The sequence below is a fragment of the Microbacterium salitolerans genome (assembly GCF_019720895.1).
In the GTDB taxonomy this organism is placed as follows: Bacteria; Actinomycetota; Actinomycetes; order Actinomycetales; family Microbacteriaceae; genus Microbacterium.
Window position 1 is genome coordinate 235,146 of sequence record NZ_JAHKSH010000002.1, and the last position, 15,453, is coordinate 250,598.

Genomic DNA, 15,453 nt, shown 5'->3' on the forward strand with positions numbered 1-15,453 from the left:
CCCTCGGGTTGCGGGTTACTGTGCGGCCACGAAGAGCGAGAGCACCTCGGTCTGCGGGTCGGTGAGCGTGAGCGTGACGACGGGGCGGCCGTGCTCGGCGAGCACCCCGGCGTCGCCTCCGGCCTGGGCCTCGATCAGCTGGCCGAACGTGAACGGCCGGCCGGGGATCTCGAGGTCGGCGTCGGTGCGCTCGGTGATCTGCAGGAACACGCCCTGTGCGGGCCCGCCCTTGTGATACTGACCGGTCGAGTGCAGGAAGCGCGGACCCCATCCGAAGGTCGTCGGACGCCCGGAGTCGGCCGCGACCATCTCGCGGAGACCGGAGATCTGCTCCAGGTCGAGGCGATTGACATAGGCCTGGACCGAGACGTAGCCGTCTTCGTCCAGCTGCTCCCACAGCGCATCGAGGACACCGGCGATCGTGCCGGACGCGGCGAGTGCGGGGTCCGTGACGCGCACCTCGACGCCCTGCTCGACGAACGCCGGAGCCGCCGGCGCGGGACGGTTGTCGAGGAGGCCGCGCGCGGCCGCCTTCGCCGACTCGACGTCGGGCTGATCGAACGGGTTGATGCCGAGCATGCGGCCCGCGATCGCCGTCGCGTACTCCCACACGACGAGCTGGGCGCCGAGCGTGCCGCTCACGAGGATCTCGCCCTCGTGGCGACCGAAGCCGACGTTCGCATCGTCGACGAGGCGGCAGATCGCGAGATCCGACGGGGTCTCCTCGACCTCGGGCGAGACGGGGAGCAGGACGACGGGGAGGATGCCCGTGCCCTCCTTGCCCGTCGACTCCGCAATGAGCTGCTCGATCCAGTCGGGCAGTCCCGCGATGTGCGTGCCGTCGGTGATCAGGCCGAGCTTGTCCTTGCGCGGCGAGGTGCCGGCGATCGCGGCGGCGAGCACCAGCGAGGGATTGTCGGGGCTGTCGATCGCGCACTGCAGGAGCGTGGCCTCGGCCTCGTCGAGCAGCTCGGAGATGTCGGCGCCGGCGAGGCCCGACGGCACGAGGCCGAAGGCCGTGAGCGCCGAGTATCGGCCGCCGACCTCGGGGTCCGCGTTGAACACACGGTAGCCCTCGGCGCGAGCCGACTCGTCGAGCGGCGAACCGGGGTCGGTCACGATGATGATGCGCTCGGCCGGATCGATGCCGAGGTCACGGAACGCGGTCTCGAATGTACGGCGCTGAGAATCCGTCTCGACCGTCGACCCCGACTTGGAGGCCACGACGAGCGCGGTTCGCTCGAGGTCGTCACTGAGAGCGGCGAGGACCTGACCGGGCGCCGTCGAATCGAGGATGGTGAGGGGGACGCCGGCTGTCTTCGTGATGACCTCGGGCGCGAGCGATGATCCGCCCATGCCCGCGAGGACGAACCGATCGACGCCCTTCGCGGCGAGTTCGCCGCGAAGGGCCACGATCTCAGGGACGAGCGGGCGCGACACCTCGACGGCGTTCACCCAGCCGAGGCGCTTCGCCGCCTCCGACTCGGCTTCGGGGCCCCAGAGGTCCGCATCGCCGTTCGTGAGCCGCGAGGCGACGTAGTCGCCTGTGAGCGTGGGCAGCCACTGGTCGACCGCGCCCTTGATCCCGCCGGAGACGTGGATCGAGAAGGTCACTTCGCCGCCTCCAGCGCGTTCCTGACTGTCTGCTGGAGGTCGTGCCACGACCCGATGAACTTTTCGACGCCCTCGTCCTCGAGCACCTGCGTCACGTCGGCGAAGTCGACGCCCGCGTTCGCGAGGGCATCGAAGACGCCGTGCGCGTCCGTGTAGCTCGAGGTGACCGTGTCGCCCGCGATCTCGGCGTGATCGTGTGTCGCCTCGAGCGTCTTCTCGGGCATCGTGTTGACGGTGCCCTTCGTGACGAGCTCGGTCACGTACAGGGTGTCGGGGAGGGAGGGATCCTTCACACCGGTCGACGCCCAGAGCGGGCGCTGCGGGTTCGCGCCGGCCGCGACGAGGTCGGCGGCGCGCTGCTCGCCGAACTTCTTCTCGAACAGCTCGAATGCCAGACGCGCGTTGGCGATGCCGGCCTTCGATCGGAGCGCGAGCGCCTCGTCGGTCCCGATCGCGGTCAGACGCTTGTCGACCTCGGTGTCGACGCGCGACACGAAGAACGAGGCGACCGAGTGGAGCGTCGAGAGGTCGATGCCCGCCGCCTTCGCCTTCTCCAGGCCGGCGAGGTAGGCGTCGATCACGTCGGCGTACCGCTCGAGGCTGAAGATGAGCGTGACGTTGACGCTGATGCCCGCACCGATCGTCTCGGTGATGGCGGCGAGGCCCGCCTGCGTCGCGGGGATCTTGATCAGGGCGTTCTCGCGGTCGACCCGCGACCAGAGGTCCTTCGCCTGGGCGATCGTCGCTTCGGTGTCGTGCGCGAGATCGGGGGAGACCTCGATCGACACGCGTCCGTCGACGGTTCCCGTCGCGTCGTACACGGGACGGAGGATGTCGCACGCGTCGCGCACGTCGTCGGTGGTGATCGCGAAGATCGCCTCGTCGGTCGAGGCGCCGCCGGCGGCGAGCTCTCCGACGCGCGTGGCGTAGGACTCGCCGTTCGACAGCGCGCCCGCGAAGATCGTCGGGTTCGTCGTGACGCCCGTGACGCTGCGCGACGTGATGAGCTCGGCGAGGTTGCCGGAGGAGATGCGATCGCGGGAGAGGTCGTCGAGCCAGATGCTGACGCCGGCGTCGGCGAGCTGTGCGGTGGGGGAGGTCATGCGTTCTCCTTGAGTGTCTCGCGTGCGGCCTCGACGACCGCATCGGCCGTGATGCCAAACTTCTGGAAGAGGGTCTTGTAGTCGGCGGATGCGCCGAAGTGCTCGATCGACACCGAGCGACCGCGGTCGCCGACGATGTCGCGCCATGGCATCGCGATGCCGGCCTCGACCGACACGCGCGCCGTGACGGAGGCGGGCAGGACGCTTTCGCGGTACTCGTCGCTCTGCTCGGCGAACCACTCGAGGGACGGCGCCGACACGACGCGGGCGCTCACGCCCTCGGCCTGGAGAAGCTCACGCGCCTCGACGGCGAGCTGCACCTCGGATCCCGTGCCGATGAGGATGACGTCGGGCGCTCCGCCCGGTGCCTCCTGCAGGACGTAGGCGCCCTTGGCGACGAACGACGCCGAGGCGAACGCGTCGCCGGAGGCTGCGCCTGCGCCGCGTGCATAGGTCGGCACACCCTGACGCGTGAGGGCGAGGCCGGCGGGGCCGCCGCGACGCTTCAGGATCTCGAGCCAGGCCGCTGCCGTCTCGTCGGCGTCGCCGGGGCGCACGACCGCGAGGTTCGGGATCGCACGAAGCGCCGCGAGGTGCTCGATCGGCTGGTGCGTCGGGCCGTCTTCGCCGAGCGCGACCGAGTCGTGCGTCCAGACGAAGATGCTCGGAATGCTCATGAGAGCGGCGAGACGCACGGCGGGACGCATGTAGTCGGCGAACTGCAGGAAGGTGCCGCCGTAGGCGCGGGTTCTGCCGTGCAGGACGATGCCGTTCAGGATCGCTGCCATGGCGTGCTCGCGGATGCCGAAGTGCAGGACGCGCCCGTACGGGTTGCCCGCGAACTTCGCGGTCGAGTGCTCCGAGGGGATGAAGGACGCGGCGCTGTCGATCGTCGTGTTGTTGCTGCCGGCGAGATCGGCGGATCCGCCCCACAGCTCCGGGAGCTCGGGCGCGAGAGCGTTCAGGACCTGGCCTGACGCCGCGCGGGTCGCGAGGGCCTTGCCGGCCTCGAACTCGGGAAGCGCCTTCTCGAGGTCGGCGGGAAGCTCGCCCGCCTCGAGGCGATCCCACAGCGCCTTGCGCTCGGGGTTCGCGGCGGACCATGCATCGAACTTCGTCTGCCAGGCGGCGCGCGTGCTCGCGGCCCGCTCGGACAGCGAGCGCGTGTGGGCGATGACGTCGTCCGAGACGTCGAACGACGTCTCGGGGTCGAAGCCGAGCACCTTCTTGGTGGCTGCCAGCTCGTCGCCGCCGAGAGCAGATCCGTGGATCCCGCCCGTGTTCTGCTTGCCCGGAGCGGGCCAGCCGATGACCGTCTTGAGGACGATGAGGGAGGGCTTGTCGGTCGCGGCCTTCGCCGCTTCGATTGCCGAGAAGAGCTCGGCGACGTCCTCGACGTATTCGCCGGTCTTCTTCCAATCGACCGTGAGCACCTGCCAGCCATACGCCTCGTACCGGGCGGCGACGTCCTCGGTGAACGCGACGTCGGTGTCGTCCTCGATCGAGATCTGGTTGGCGTCGTACAGGACGACGAGGTTTCCGAGCTGCTGGTGTCCCGCGAGCGAGCTCGCCTCGCTCGTGACGCCCTCCTGCAGGTCGCCGTCCGACGCGATGACGTACACGTGGTGGTCGAACGGGCTCTCGCCCGCGGGGGCCTCGGGATCGAAGAGGCCGCGCTCGTACCGAGCGGCGTAGGCGAAGCCCACGGACGAGGCGAGGCCCTGTCCGAGGGGGCCCGTGGTGATCTCGACGCCGTCGGTCTCGCCGAACTCCGGGTGACCCGGGGTCTTCGATCCCCACGTGCGCAGCGCCTTCAGGTCGTCGAGCTCGAGCCCGAATCCGCCGAGGTAGAGCTGCACGTACTGCGTCAGCGAGGAGTGGCCCGCCGAGAGGATGAAGCGGTCTCGGCCCGGCCAGTGGGTGTCGGCGGGATCGTGGTTCATCACGCGCTGGTAGAGCAGGTAGGCCGCGGGGGCGAGGCTCATCGCCGTTCCCGGGTGGCCGTTGCCCACCTTCTCGACGGCATCGGCCGCCAGCACTCGCGCAGTGTCGACAGCACGTCGATCGATCTCGTCCCAACGCAGTTCCGTCACGGGACCGCCTTTCGTGAGGGGGTGAAGCGTCGCGGCCTGCGGCGACCGGAGAGCTGGAATCGGGCATGGGCCCGCCAGCATCGACGCGCGTCCGGCCCCAGCATAGTGTTTCTGCGACGCGGCACGCTCGAGCGTGACAGGGCATGACGGCAACCGCATTCCGGGGTGGTGTCCGCGGCATGACGAACGTCTCAATTCGGGACCCCCGGCTCCGTGAGCATGTGAGGATGCTGGTCATCGTGCAGGTGGGGCCTGGCCTAGACTGGGGGAGTTTCAGGTGGAGCCGAGCCCCGGGAGGAACCGCCTTGTCGACGACGAGCCGCAGTGAAGTCGTGGAGCGGACCGCGCGCCCCCGCGACGTCCGTCGCACGATCAAGGCGTACGTCGCGCTCACGAAGCCGCGCGTTCTCGAGCTCCTGCTCGTCTCGACCGTCCCTGTCATGTTCCTCGCGGCAGAGGGGCTTCCCAATCTCTGGCTCGTCGCGGCGACAGTGATCGGCGGGTCCCTGAGCGCCGGTTCGGCCGCCGCGTTCAACATGTACCTCGACCGCGACATCGACGCGAAGATGAAGCGCACCGAGAACCGGCCGATCGTGACGGGAGAGGTGAGCGCGCGTTCCGCGCTGATCTTCGCATGGACCCTCGCGATCATCCAGGCGGTGTGGTTCCTCGCCTTCACCAACCTCCTCACGACGGCGCTGTCGTGCATCGCGATCTTCTTCTACGTCGTCATCTACACGATGCTGCTCAAGCGTCACACCGAGCAGAACATCGTGTGGGGCGGCATCGCCGGCTGCTTCCCCGTGCTGATCGGCTGGGCCGCCGTCACGAACTCGCTCAGCTGGGCGCCCTTCGTCCTGTTCGCCCTCGTGTTCCTCTGGACGCCGCCGCACTACTGGCCGCTGTCGATCAAGTACGCGGCCGACTACGACGAGACCGACGTCCCGATGCTCGGCGCGACGCGCTCGGGTGCGCAGGTCGGGCTGCAGTGCGTGCTGTACGCGTGGGCGACCGTCGCGTGCTCGCTCCTGCTCGTCCCCGTGGCCGAGATGGGCGTCGTCTATACGGCTTCCGCTCTCGTTTTCGGCGCCTGGTTCATCTACGAGACGCACCGGATGTACAGCATGTCGGTGAAGGCGGCCGCCGGAGTCGAGGAGGGATCCGTGGCGCGCCCCATGCGCGTGTTCCACGCGTCGATCACCTACCTCACCCTGGTCTTCCTCGCGGTCGCGATCGACCCGCTGCTGCCGTTCTGAGGTCTCGGCGAGTGGGCGGCGATAGCCTGAACCCATCATGAGCACTCCCGGCGAGCCACCTGTCACACGAACGATCCAGCTCGACCACGCGGGTCGCTGGCGCGCGTTCTGGGTGTGCGTCTCCGTCGCGGCACTCACGATCCTCGACATCTCCAAGGTCAACGTGGGCCTCGCCTCGATCGAGCAGGCTCTCGGCGGCGGATCCACCGAGCTGCAGCTCGTCGTCTCCGGCTACATCCTGGCGTTCGGCCTGTTCCTCGTGCCGTTCGGGCGCATCGGCGACCAGCGTTCGCGTCGCACGCTCATGGTGGTCGGCCTCATCGCCTTCACCGGCACGAGCATCCTGTGCGCTCTCGCGCCCAACATCTGGGTGCTGGTGGTCGGGCGCTTCCTGCAGGGCATCGCGGCAGGGATCCAGATGCCGCAGGTCATGGGAACGATCCAGCAGGTGTTCACGGGCCGCGAGCGCGGTGCGGCGTTCGGGCTCTTCGGTGCGACGATCGGGCTGGCGACGGCATTCGGCCCGACGCTCGGCGGGCTCCTGATCGGGCTCGGCGGCGAGACCGATGGCTGGCGCTGGATCTTCTGGATGAATGTGCCGCTGTGCATCGTCGTGCTCGCGCTCGCGATCCGACTCCTTCCGGAGGTGCGGCGTCCGAGCGGCGAGAAGCTCTCCCTCGATCCCGTCGGCCTCGTCCTGTTCGCGATCGTCGTCGTCACGCTCATGGTGCCGTTCCTTTTCACGACGGGCTCCCCGGACGACATGCCGGCGCGCTGGTGGCTGCTGGTCCCGTGCGTGCTCGTCGCGGCCGGTTTCATCGCCTGGGAGCGCCGCTATGCCAAGTCCGGAGGGCAGCCGCTCGTCCCGCTGCGCCTGTTCCGCGTCACGTCCTGGCGCAACGGCACACTGCTGCAGTCGCTGTACTTCGCCGCGCTGCCCTCGGTGTTCCTTCTGACGGCCCTGTATCTGCAGACGGGGCTCGGGCTCGAGGCGGTCTACGCCGGCATGGTGACGATCGGATTCGCCCTCATGAGCGCGCTCACATCGTGGTACGGCGGCAAGATCGTGCTCCGGTTCGGACGGGGCCTGGTCGTCTTCGGCCTGGCCGTCGTGCTGGTCGCCATCGTCGGACTCGTCGCGATCGCGCATCTCGCCTCGGACGCGGCGACGCCGTGGCTCATGGTCGGCGCCCTCATCGTCGGCGGGATCGGGGGAGGATTCGTCATCTCGCCGAACCAGACGCTCACGCTCGCCGAGATCCCCCCCGCCGAGGGAGGACTCGCCGGATCCGTCGGGCAGCTCGGGCAGCGCATCGGCAACGCGATCGGCGCGGCGATTGCCCTGTCGCTGTTCTACTCGACGATCTATCGCGAGGAGGTCGCAGGATCTGGCAGCGAGGTCTTCCATGATGCATACGGGACCGGTCTTCTGTCCGCTGCGCTGTTCGTCGCGGCGGCGCTCGTCGTCGCGCTCGTGGATCTCGGAGGCCGCCGCCGCAGCGAGCGCCAGGGCACGATAGAGGCATGACGACCTCCGCCTTCCCGTCGCCGCAGCCGCCCCAGGGATCCGCGGGCGGCGCGTCGGCGCCCGGTGGGAAGAAGCCGAGGGGTCTCATCCTCGGCCTCGTCGTGGTCGGCGTCGTGGTGCTCGTCATCGCCGGTGTGCTCGCGTGGAGCGTGATCTCGGGCGCGATCGCCCGTCAGTCGGCCGAGGCGCGCTACGCCGACGCGGTCGGTGCGCAGAACGAGGCCGTCGAGTCCTACGATGCCGCGTCCGCGGCGTTCGACGCCGCCGCCGCGGACGCGGAGCCTCTGCTCGAGGCCGCCGATGTGATGGTCGAGGAGAGCAGCTCTGCCTACCTCGACGCGGATGCCGTGAGCGAGGTGGACGGCGCGATCTCCGAGATGAGCGGCCTCCAAGAGACGGAGACGCCCGACATCGGCGAGGTGGTCGCCGTCGATGCGCAGCAGTTCGAGTCGACCGAGGAGTACGAGCGGGCAGCGGGGGAGCTCGAGGGCGAGCAGGCCGAGATCGAGCAGGCCGCGACCGTGTTCGCCGACCTCGCGTCCGGGTATGACGAGGCGGTGCCCGCTCTCGAGCGCGCCGTGAGCGACGTGCAGGGCACGATGGTCGACTCCGCAGTGCGGATCGAGGAGGCGAACATCTCGGCGATGGCGCCGAGGCGCATCTCCCTGCAGTACTCGGCCGAGGTCGCGCGTGACGCCGACCTCGGCGATCTCGCGTGGTCGGTCGGGAGCTTCGTCGAGAGCGCGCAGGCGGTCGAGCGCTCGCAGGCCGACGAGCTCGCGGAGAAGGACCAGGGTGATGGACTCGCCGAAACCCGTCTCGAGATCGAGGAGTTCGTCCGCTCGCTGATCGGCGATGTGCGCATCGACTTCGACTGGGCGCCGATCGTCAACGGACTCGGCCAGGGGGAGTCCGCCGGCGGGTACACGACCTGGTGGTACGGAGAGGGGGGCTACTCGACGATGGAGCTGTCGAACAGCATCGCCGCCTACTGGCCCGACGAGCGGTTCCAGGGTCTCGTGGTCCACGAGGCCGGTCACGCGATCACGTCGCAGTGCCGCGACATGCTCGACGAGACGTTCGACGGGGACGTCGAGCTCATGGCGACGGCCTGGGCGATCGGCATGGGTTACGACAACCCGTGGGGCAACGGCGTCGACTACTACTACGACGGCGTTCCCCCGGAGCAGCGCTACGTCGACGCGTCGAAGGACTGTCGTTGACCTCTATGCGCCGACGGGCGTCTTGAGGCGCAGCACGACGACGACGTAGGCGGCTGCGGTGAGCGACGCGAGGACCATGTGGATCCCGACGAGCACCGGGGGCAGCGCCGCGTTGGCCTGCCAGACGCCGACGAGGATCTGCACGACGAGCGCGCCGAGGAACACGAGCGACCACGGGCGGGTGGGCAGCTTCTGCAGCCAGGCAGCGGCGGCGAGGATCAGGGCGAGCGCGAGCAGGATATAGCCGGGCCACGAGTGCACGTGCGAGAGCCATGTCGCGTCGAATCCCGAACGGACCACGTTTTCGTCGCCCGAGTGCGGGCCGTTCGCCGTCGTGAGAACGCCGAAGAAGATGGTCGCGGCCAGCACGAGGGACGTCGCATGCGTCAAGCCGGCGTACCACCGGGGCACCGCGAGTTCGCGAGGGCCGGGTGCTCCGCGCAGGCGCACCAGATAGGCGGCGGTGACGCACACGAGCACGAGCGACGCGGCGTAGTGGAAGCCGACCATGAATGCGTTGAGCTCGGTGAGCACCGTGATGCCGCCCGCGAAGGCCTGCGCGACGACGCCGACGACGACGATCCAGGCGAGCACCGTGAGATCGCGGCGCTCGGCCATCGCTGTCACGGACACGATCGCCGCGAGGACCGTCACGACGAGGAGCACCGATGTGGCGACCCAGAACGCCTGAGTGAGCGCGAAGGCCACGACCGCCAGAGCGATGCCGGCGAGGGCGAACCACACCGCCCGGAGCACGTCGCGGCGCGATCCGACGCGCGCGAGCGTCAGGAGCAGGACGGCGATCGCGAGGATCCCCACGAGGCCCGTCATCGTGCGATTGCCGAACTCGATGATGCCATGCACCCCGAGCTCCTGGGTCGGGACGAGCGACCCCGGCGTGCACAGCGGCCACTCCGAGCAGCCGAGTCCGGATCCCGTGAGTCGCACGGCGCCGCCCGTGCCGATGATGATCACTTCGGCGAGGAACGAGAGCCACGCCAGCACTCGGAGAGCCGGCGGGAACGCGGTCGTGCGGCGGGGCGTCGTCATGTGGGGCTCCTGACAGTCCTGGAACGAATGTCCAAGAAGGGCGACGAACCAGGTGAGACCTGTAGAATCGGGGGAACGGATGGATGCGAGCGTGAGCGCTCGGAGCATCCGCGTACAGTCTAGGCGCGAATTCTGCGCCGCCATGCAGGGTCCACCCACACCGCCTCCGCTCCGAGACGGTGGGACAGATGACACTGTTCGAGACCCCTGAGGAGAGTGTGAGCCGTCATGTCTGAAGTGCTGATCGACCGCCCCGAACTCGACGGGCTGGGGGTGTACGAGTTCGGCTGGCACGACTCCGATGTCGCCGGCGCGAGCGCCCAGCGCGGGCTGAATGAAGCCGTCGTGCGCGACATCTCGCGCCTCAAGGACGAGCCCGAATGGATGCTGAAGAACCGCCTCAAGGCGTACAAGCTCTTCGGCAAGAAGCCCATGCCGACCTGGGGCGCCGACCTCAGCGACATCGACTTCGAGAACATCAAGTACTTCGTGCGCACCACGGAGAAGCAGGCCCAGTCCTGGGAGGACCTGCCCGACGACATCAAGAACACGTATGAGCGCCTCGGCATCCCGCAGGCCGAGCGCGAGCGCCTCGTCGCCGGCGTCGCCGCGCAGTACGAGTCGGAGGTCGTGTACCACCAGATCCGCGAGGACCTGGAGAGCCAGGGCGTCATCTTCATGGACACCGACACGGCGCTGCGCGAGCACCCCGAGTTCTTCCAGGAGTACTTCGGCACCGTCATCCCCGCGGGCGACAACAAGTTCGCCGCGCTGAACACGGCCGTCTGGTCGGGCGGATCCTTCGTCTACGTCCCGAAGGGCGTGCACGTCGAGATCCCGCTGCAGGCCTACTTCCGTATCAACACGGAGAACATGGGCCAGTTCGAGCGCACGCTGATCATCGCCGACGAAGACTCCTACGTGCACTACATCGAGGGCTGCACGGCGCCGATCTACAAGAGCGATTCGCTGCACTCGGCCGTCGTCGAGATCATCGTGAAGAAGAACGCCCGCGTGCGCTACACGACGATCCAGAACTGGTCGAACAACGTCTACAACCTCGTGACGAAGCGCGCCGTGGCCGAAGAGGGCGCGACGATGGAGTGGGTCGACGGCAACATCGGCTCCAAGGTCACGATGAAGTACCCGTCGATCTACCTCACGGGCGAGCACGCCAAGGGCGAGACGCTCTCGGTGGCCTTCGCCGGTCCCGGTCAGCACCAGGACGCCGGCGCGAAGATGGTGCACATGGCGCCGTACACGCAGTCGTCGATCGTCTCGAAGTCGATCGCCCGCGGCGGCGGACGCGCGGGGTACCGCGGGGAGGTGCGCGTCGACGCGAATGCTCATCACTCGGCGAACTCGGTCGTCTGCGACGCCCTGCTCGTCGACACTCAGTCGCGTTCCGACACCTACCCTGCGATCGACATCCGCAACGACGACGTCGTACTCGGTCACGAGGCCACCGTCTCGAAGGTCAGCGAAGAGCAGCTCTTCTATCTCATGAGCCGCGGTCTCGAGGAGACCGAGGCGATGTCGATGATCGTGCGCGGCTTCATCGAGCCGATCGCACGAGAGCTGCCCATGGAGTACGCGCTGGAACTCAACAAGCTCATCGAGATGGGCATGGAAGGATCGGTCGGCTAAGAATGACGACCACGACGAAGGCGCCCGAGGGGGCGCAGGATCAGCACGCCCACGTGGACCCCGCGGCTCAGGTCGCGGACGCCGAGCGCACCGCGCCCATCCAGACCCGGTCCGAGCGTCCGCGGTCGTTCGACCCGGCCGACTTCGGCACTCCCACGGGCCGCGAGGTCAACTGGAAGCACACGCCGCTCACGCGCATCGAGCCGCTGTTCACGCAGGCGACCACGAACGACGGTGTGACGCACACGTTCGCATCGGGCGCGCAGTACGCGGCTCCGGGGCTGAAGATCGGCGACGCGCCGCGCGGCGAGTTCTTCGCTCCTGAGGACCTCACGGCGGCCGTCGCCTGGCACGGATCCGCGGAGGCGATCCACATCCGCGTGCCGCGCGAGGAGGAGGTCGCCGAGCCGATCGTGCTCGACATCACGGGACAGGGCGCCGAGCTTCGAGCCGACGCCCACATCGTGATCGAGGCCGAGGAGATGTCGAAGGCCACGGTCGTCCTGCAGCACACGGGCTCCGCCCAGTACGCCCAGAACGTCGAGATCATCGCGCGCGACGGTTCGAACCTCACCGTCATCTCGGTGCAGAAGTGGGGCGACGACGCGATCCACGCGTCGGCGCATCAGGCGCGCGTCGATCGCGACGCATCGCTCACGCACTTCGTCATCACGTTCGGCGGCAGCCTCGTGCGCGTCAACCCGAACCTCGAGCTGGCCGGAACGGGCGCGAACGGCGAGATGTTCGGGCTCGCCTACAGCGACGCCGGGCAGCACTTCGAGAGCCAGGTCTACCTCTTCCACAAGGGCGAGGCGACGACGGGCGACGTGCTGTACAAGGGTGCCCTCCAGGGCGACACGGCTCGCTCCGTGTGGATCGGCGACGTGCTCATCGGCCCCGATGCCACGGGTACCGACTCGTACGAGGCGAACCGCAATCTCGTCCTCACGAACGGTGCGCGCGCCGACTCGATCCCGAACCTCGAGATCAAGACGGGCGACATCAAGGGCGCGGGTCACGCCTCGGCGACCGGACGCTTCGATGACGAGCAGCTCTTCTACCTGCAGGCGCGTGGCATCTCGGAGGAGGAGGCACGTCGTCTGGTCGTGCTCGGCTTCCTCGCGGAGATCCCGCAGCGGATCCGGATCCCCGGCCTGCAGGAGACGCTCATCGCCGACATCGAGCGCGAGATTGCCGAGGGAGTGGCCGCGTGACCGCCACGCGCGTGTGCTCGTTCAGCGAGCTTGAGCAGGATGAGGCGCTCCGCGTCGAGGTCGAGGGAACGGCGATCGCGGTCGTCCGCGACAGCAACGACGAGGTCCACGCGATCGGCGACGTCTGCACGCACGGCGACATCTCGCTGTCAGAGGGCTTCGTCGAGGGCGACTCGCTCGAGTGCTGGGCGCACGGGTCCGCATTCTCGCTGCGCACCGGCAAGCCCCTCAACCTCCCCGCATACGAGCCCGTGCCGGTCTACGCCGTCCAGATCGACGGCGACGACGTGCTCATCGACATCAACGTGAAGAAGGAAGACTGACATGGCTGTTCTCGAGATCCGCGACCTGCACGTCACGGTCGACACGGATGAGGGAACGATCCCCATCCTCAACGGCGTGAACCTCACCGTGAAGAGCGGCGAGACCCACGCGATCATGGGCCCGAACGGATCCGGCAAGTCGACGCTCGCGTCGACGATCGCCGGACACCCGAAGTACTCCGTCACGAGCGGATCCATCTCGCTCGACGGCGAGGACGTTCTCGAGATGGCGGTCGACGAGCGTGCTCGCGCGGGCCTGTTCCTCGCGATGCAGTACCCGGTCGAGATCCCGGGCGTCACGGTGACGAACTTCCTCCGCACCGCCAAGACGGCGCTCGACGGTGAGGCTCCCGCGATCCGCACCTGGACGAAGGACGTCAAGGAGGGCATGAAGAACCTCCGCATGGACCCGAAGTTCGCGCAGCGCAATGTCAACGAGGGCTTCTCGGGCGGCGAGAAGAAGCGCCACGAGATCCTCCAGCTCGAACTGCTCAAGCCCCAGATCGCGATCCTCGACGAGACCGACTCCGGCCTCGATGTCGACGCGCTCAAGGTCGTCTCGGAGGGCGTGAACCGCGCGAAGGAGAGCACGGGTCTCGGCGCGCTGCTCATCACGCACTACACGCGCATCCTCCGCTACATCCAGCCCGACTTCGTGCACGTCATGGTCGGCGGCAAGGTCGTCGAGGAGGGCGGGCCCGAGCTCGCTGAGCGTCTCGAGGCCGAAGGCTATGCGGGCTACGTGCCTGACGACGCTCCGATCGAGGCGTAAGGTCAGACTATGACTGCCACGCTCACCTCTGAGAAGTTCGACGAGGTCACCGAGGCGCTCAAGGACGTCATGGATCCTGAGCTCGGGGTGAATGTCGTCGACCTGGGCCTCATCTACGACCTCGCCTGGGACGACGAGAACGACGCTCTCATCGTGCACATGACCCTGACGAGCGCCGGCTGTCCCCTGACCGACGTCCTCGAAGAGCAGACGGCTCAGTCGCTCGACGGCGTCGTGGAGCGGTTCCGCATCAACTGGGTGTGGATGCCGCCGTGGGGGCCGGAGAAGATCACGGACGACGGGCGCGACCAGATGCGCGCGCTCGGCTTCGCGATCTGACGACGTCGCAACCATCCCTCCTGAACGGCCCGCAGAGTCCTCTGCGGGCCGTTTCGCGGTGTTGCGTCCCGATGCCGCGCGCCGCAGACGACAGATAGGCTCGAGGGCGTGACGACTCCTCTCGACGCTCTGCCCCTCGACACCCTGCGCCGACGCTCGAGCACGAAGTGGGCCACGCACCCGCACGACGTGCTGCCGCTGTTCGTCGCGGAGACCGACTTCGCGCTCGCCGAGCCGATCGAGCGCACCCTCGCGGAGGCGCTGCGCATCGGCGACACGGGGTACGTGCCGCCGAAAACGCGCTACCCCGAGGCGTTCGCCGGGTTCGCGGACCGCCACTGGGGGTGGCAGGTCGACCCTGCCCGCGTGCGCACGACCTGCGACGTCATGATGGGCGTCGCCGAGCTGATCCGCGCGACGGCTCAGCCGGGGGAGAAGGTCGTCATCACCTCACCCGTCTACCCGCCGTTCTTCGACGTGCACGATGAGTCGCGCACGCAGGCCGTCGACGTGCCGCTCCTGCGCGACAAGGAGGGCTGGAGTCTCGACCTCGAGAACATCGAGCGAGCGTTCGCCGAAGGCGCCGTCGCGATCCTGCTGTGCAACCCGCACAACCCGACCGGAACCGCCCACTCGCGGGAGACGCTCGCGGAGCTCGCGCGCATCGCGGACCGGCACGGCGCCGTCGTCATCAGCGACGAGATCCACGCGCCGCTCGCCATGCCGGGGGCGTCCTTCACGCCGTTCCTCACCGCGTCGTCCGAGGCGGAGCAGGTGGGGGTGTCGGTGCAGAGCGCGAGCAAGGCATTCAACCTCGCCGGACTCAAGTGCGCGCACCTGGTCACGGCGTCCGACCGCATGACGAGGATCGTCCAGGACATCCCGATGGAGGTCGAATGGCGCACGGGGCTGTTCGGCATCCAGGCGGGGATCGCGGCGTTCGAAGAGGGTGATGCGTGGCTCGACGCGCTCGTCGCGCGCCTCGCGTCGAACCAGACGCTGCTCGTCGACCTGCTCGCGGAGCACGTGCCGGGCGCCGTCTACGAGCCCGGCGACGCGGGGTTCCTCGCGTGGGTCGATCTGAACCTCCTCGGCTGGGGTGACGCCCCTGCGCAGCGGATCCTCGACGAGGCGCGCGTCGCGCTCGTCCCGGGCCTGTCGTTCGGCCAGGCGGGGGCGGGCTTCGCCCGGATCAACTACGGCACCGGGCCCGAGATCCTCACCGAGGCGATCGAACGGATCGGACGGCTCGTGGGCTGACCGATGAGATCTATCGACTTACGATAGACTC

General features: G+C 68.5%; 13 protein-coding genes. 9 read left to right on the top strand and 4 right to left on the bottom strand.

All coding sequences use genetic code 11. From position 1 onward, the window contains the following. Positions 1 to 15: 15 nt before the first annotated feature. Genes KOL93_RS04305 through tkt form a run of 3 tightly spaced genes read right to left on the bottom strand, consistent with a single transcriptional unit; the run spans position 16 to position 4,810 of the window. Positions 16 to 1,614: a glucose-6-phosphate isomerase gene (locus KOL93_RS04305; protein WP_221584095.1), complete on the bottom strand. Its 1,599-nt coding sequence runs from the start codon at positions 1,612 to 1,614 to the stop codon at positions 16 to 18. Then, positions 1,611 to 2,717, bottom strand: coding sequence for a transaldolase (gene tal / locus KOL93_RS04310; RefSeq protein ID WP_221584096.1), 1,107 nt, complete (start codon positions 2,715 to 2,717; stop codon positions 1,611 to 1,613). Before tal ends, KOL93_RS04305 begins: the two co-directional genes overlap by 4 nt. Continuing rightward, on the bottom strand, positions 2,714 to 4,810 hold the full coding sequence (tkt, locus tag KOL93_RS04315; protein ID WP_221584097.1) for a transketolase: 2,097 nt from the start codon (positions 4,808 to 4,810) through the stop codon (positions 2,714 to 2,716). Before tkt ends, tal begins: the two co-directional genes overlap by 4 nt. A gap of 305 nt (positions 4,811 to 5,115) precedes the next feature. Here tkt and KOL93_RS04320 point away from each other — a divergent pair, with 305 nt between their 5' ends. Genes KOL93_RS04320 through KOL93_RS04330 form a run of 3 tightly spaced genes read left to right on the top strand, consistent with a single transcriptional unit; the run spans position 5,116 to position 8,817 of the window. After that, complete coding sequence (locus KOL93_RS04320) at positions 5,116 to 6,066, top strand: heme o synthase (RefSeq protein WP_260405932.1); 951 nt, start codon at positions 5,116 to 5,118, stop codon at positions 6,064 to 6,066. A gap of 37 nt (positions 6,067 to 6,103) precedes the next feature. Beyond that, positions 6,104 to 7,594, top strand: a complete 1,491-nt coding sequence (locus KOL93_RS04325) for an MFS transporter (RefSeq protein ID WP_221584099.1) — start codon at positions 6,104 to 6,106, stop codon at positions 7,592 to 7,594. Continuing rightward, the gene (locus KOL93_RS04330) at positions 7,591 to 8,817 is read left to right on the top strand and encodes a hypothetical protein (RefSeq protein WP_221584100.1); all 1,227 of its coding nucleotides are present in this window, start codon (positions 7,591 to 7,593) and stop codon (positions 8,815 to 8,817) included. Before KOL93_RS04325 ends, KOL93_RS04330 begins: the two co-directional genes overlap by 4 nt. Positions 8,818 to 8,820: 3 nt before the next feature. On the opposite strand, the gene KOL93_RS04335 is transcribed toward KOL93_RS04330, so the two are convergent. Beyond that, positions 8,821 to 9,867 (bottom strand): COX15/CtaA family protein, encoded by a 1,047-nt coding sequence (locus KOL93_RS04335; protein ID WP_221584101.1) that lies wholly within the window; start codon positions 9,865 to 9,867, stop codon positions 8,821 to 8,823. Positions 9,868 to 10,095: 228 nt separating this feature from the next. On the opposite strand from KOL93_RS04335, the gene sufB reads away from it, so the two are divergent. From sufB to KOL93_RS04365, 6 genes are all read left to right on the top strand, one after another. Continuing rightward, positions 10,096 to 11,514, top strand: a complete 1,419-nt coding sequence (gene sufB / locus KOL93_RS04340) for a Fe-S cluster assembly protein SufB (protein ID WP_221584102.1) — start codon at positions 10,096 to 10,098, stop codon at positions 11,512 to 11,514. A 2-nt stretch (positions 11,515 to 11,516) separates the two neighbouring features. Further along, the gene (sufD, locus tag KOL93_RS04345; protein ID WP_221584103.1) at positions 11,517 to 12,728 is read left to right on the top strand and encodes a Fe-S cluster assembly protein SufD; all 1,212 of its coding nucleotides are present in this window, start codon (positions 11,517 to 11,519) and stop codon (positions 12,726 to 12,728) included. After that, positions 12,725 to 13,051, top strand: coding sequence for a non-heme iron oxygenase ferredoxin subunit (locus tag KOL93_RS04350; protein ID WP_221584104.1), 327 nt, complete (start codon positions 12,725 to 12,727; stop codon positions 13,049 to 13,051). Before sufD ends, KOL93_RS04350 begins: the two co-directional genes overlap by 4 nt. A 1-nt stretch (position 13,052) precedes the next feature. Then, positions 13,053 to 13,823: a Fe-S cluster assembly ATPase SufC gene (gene sufC, locus KOL93_RS04355; protein ID WP_221584105.1), complete on the top strand. Its 771-nt coding sequence runs from the start codon at positions 13,053 to 13,055 to the stop codon at positions 13,821 to 13,823. A 9-nt stretch (positions 13,824 to 13,832) separates the two neighbouring features. Beyond that, a complete protein-coding gene (locus KOL93_RS04360) occupies positions 13,833 to 14,162 on the top strand; it encodes a metal-sulfur cluster assembly factor (protein ID WP_221584106.1) in 330 nt (109 codons plus the stop codon). A 108-nt stretch (positions 14,163 to 14,270) separates the two neighbouring features. Then, positions 14,271 to 15,422: a MalY/PatB family protein gene (locus KOL93_RS04365; protein WP_308291532.1), complete on the top strand. Its 1,152-nt coding sequence runs from the start codon at positions 14,271 to 14,273 to the stop codon at positions 15,420 to 15,422. Positions 15,423 to 15,453 lie beyond the last annotated feature (31 nt).

Coding starts and splice junctions, on each gene's coding strand:
- tal (WP_221584096.1), bottom strand. CDS start 2,717: ATGACCTCCCCCACCGCACAGCTCGCCGACGCCGGCGTCAGCATCTGG.
- KOL93_RS04325 (WP_221584099.1), top strand. CDS start 6,104: ATGAGCACTCCCGGCGAGCCACCTGTCACACGAACGATCCAGCTCGAC.
- KOL93_RS04330 (WP_221584100.1), top strand. CDS start 7,591: ATGACGACCTCCGCCTTCCCGTCGCCGCAGCCGCCCCAGGGATCCGCG.
- KOL93_RS04335 (WP_221584101.1), bottom strand. CDS start 9,867: ATGACGACGCCCCGCCGCACGACCGCGTTCCCGCCGGCTCTCCGAGTG.
- sufB (WP_221584102.1), top strand. CDS start 10,096: ATGTCTGAAGTGCTGATCGACCGCCCCGAACTCGACGGGCTGGGGGTG.
- sufD (WP_221584103.1), top strand. CDS start 11,517: ATGACGACCACGACGAAGGCGCCCGAGGGGGCGCAGGATCAGCACGCC.
- sufC (WP_221584105.1), top strand. CDS start 13,053: ATGGCTGTTCTCGAGATCCGCGACCTGCACGTCACGGTCGACACGGAT.
- KOL93_RS04360 (WP_221584106.1), top strand. CDS start 13,833: ATGACTGCCACGCTCACCTCTGAGAAGTTCGACGAGGTCACCGAGGCG.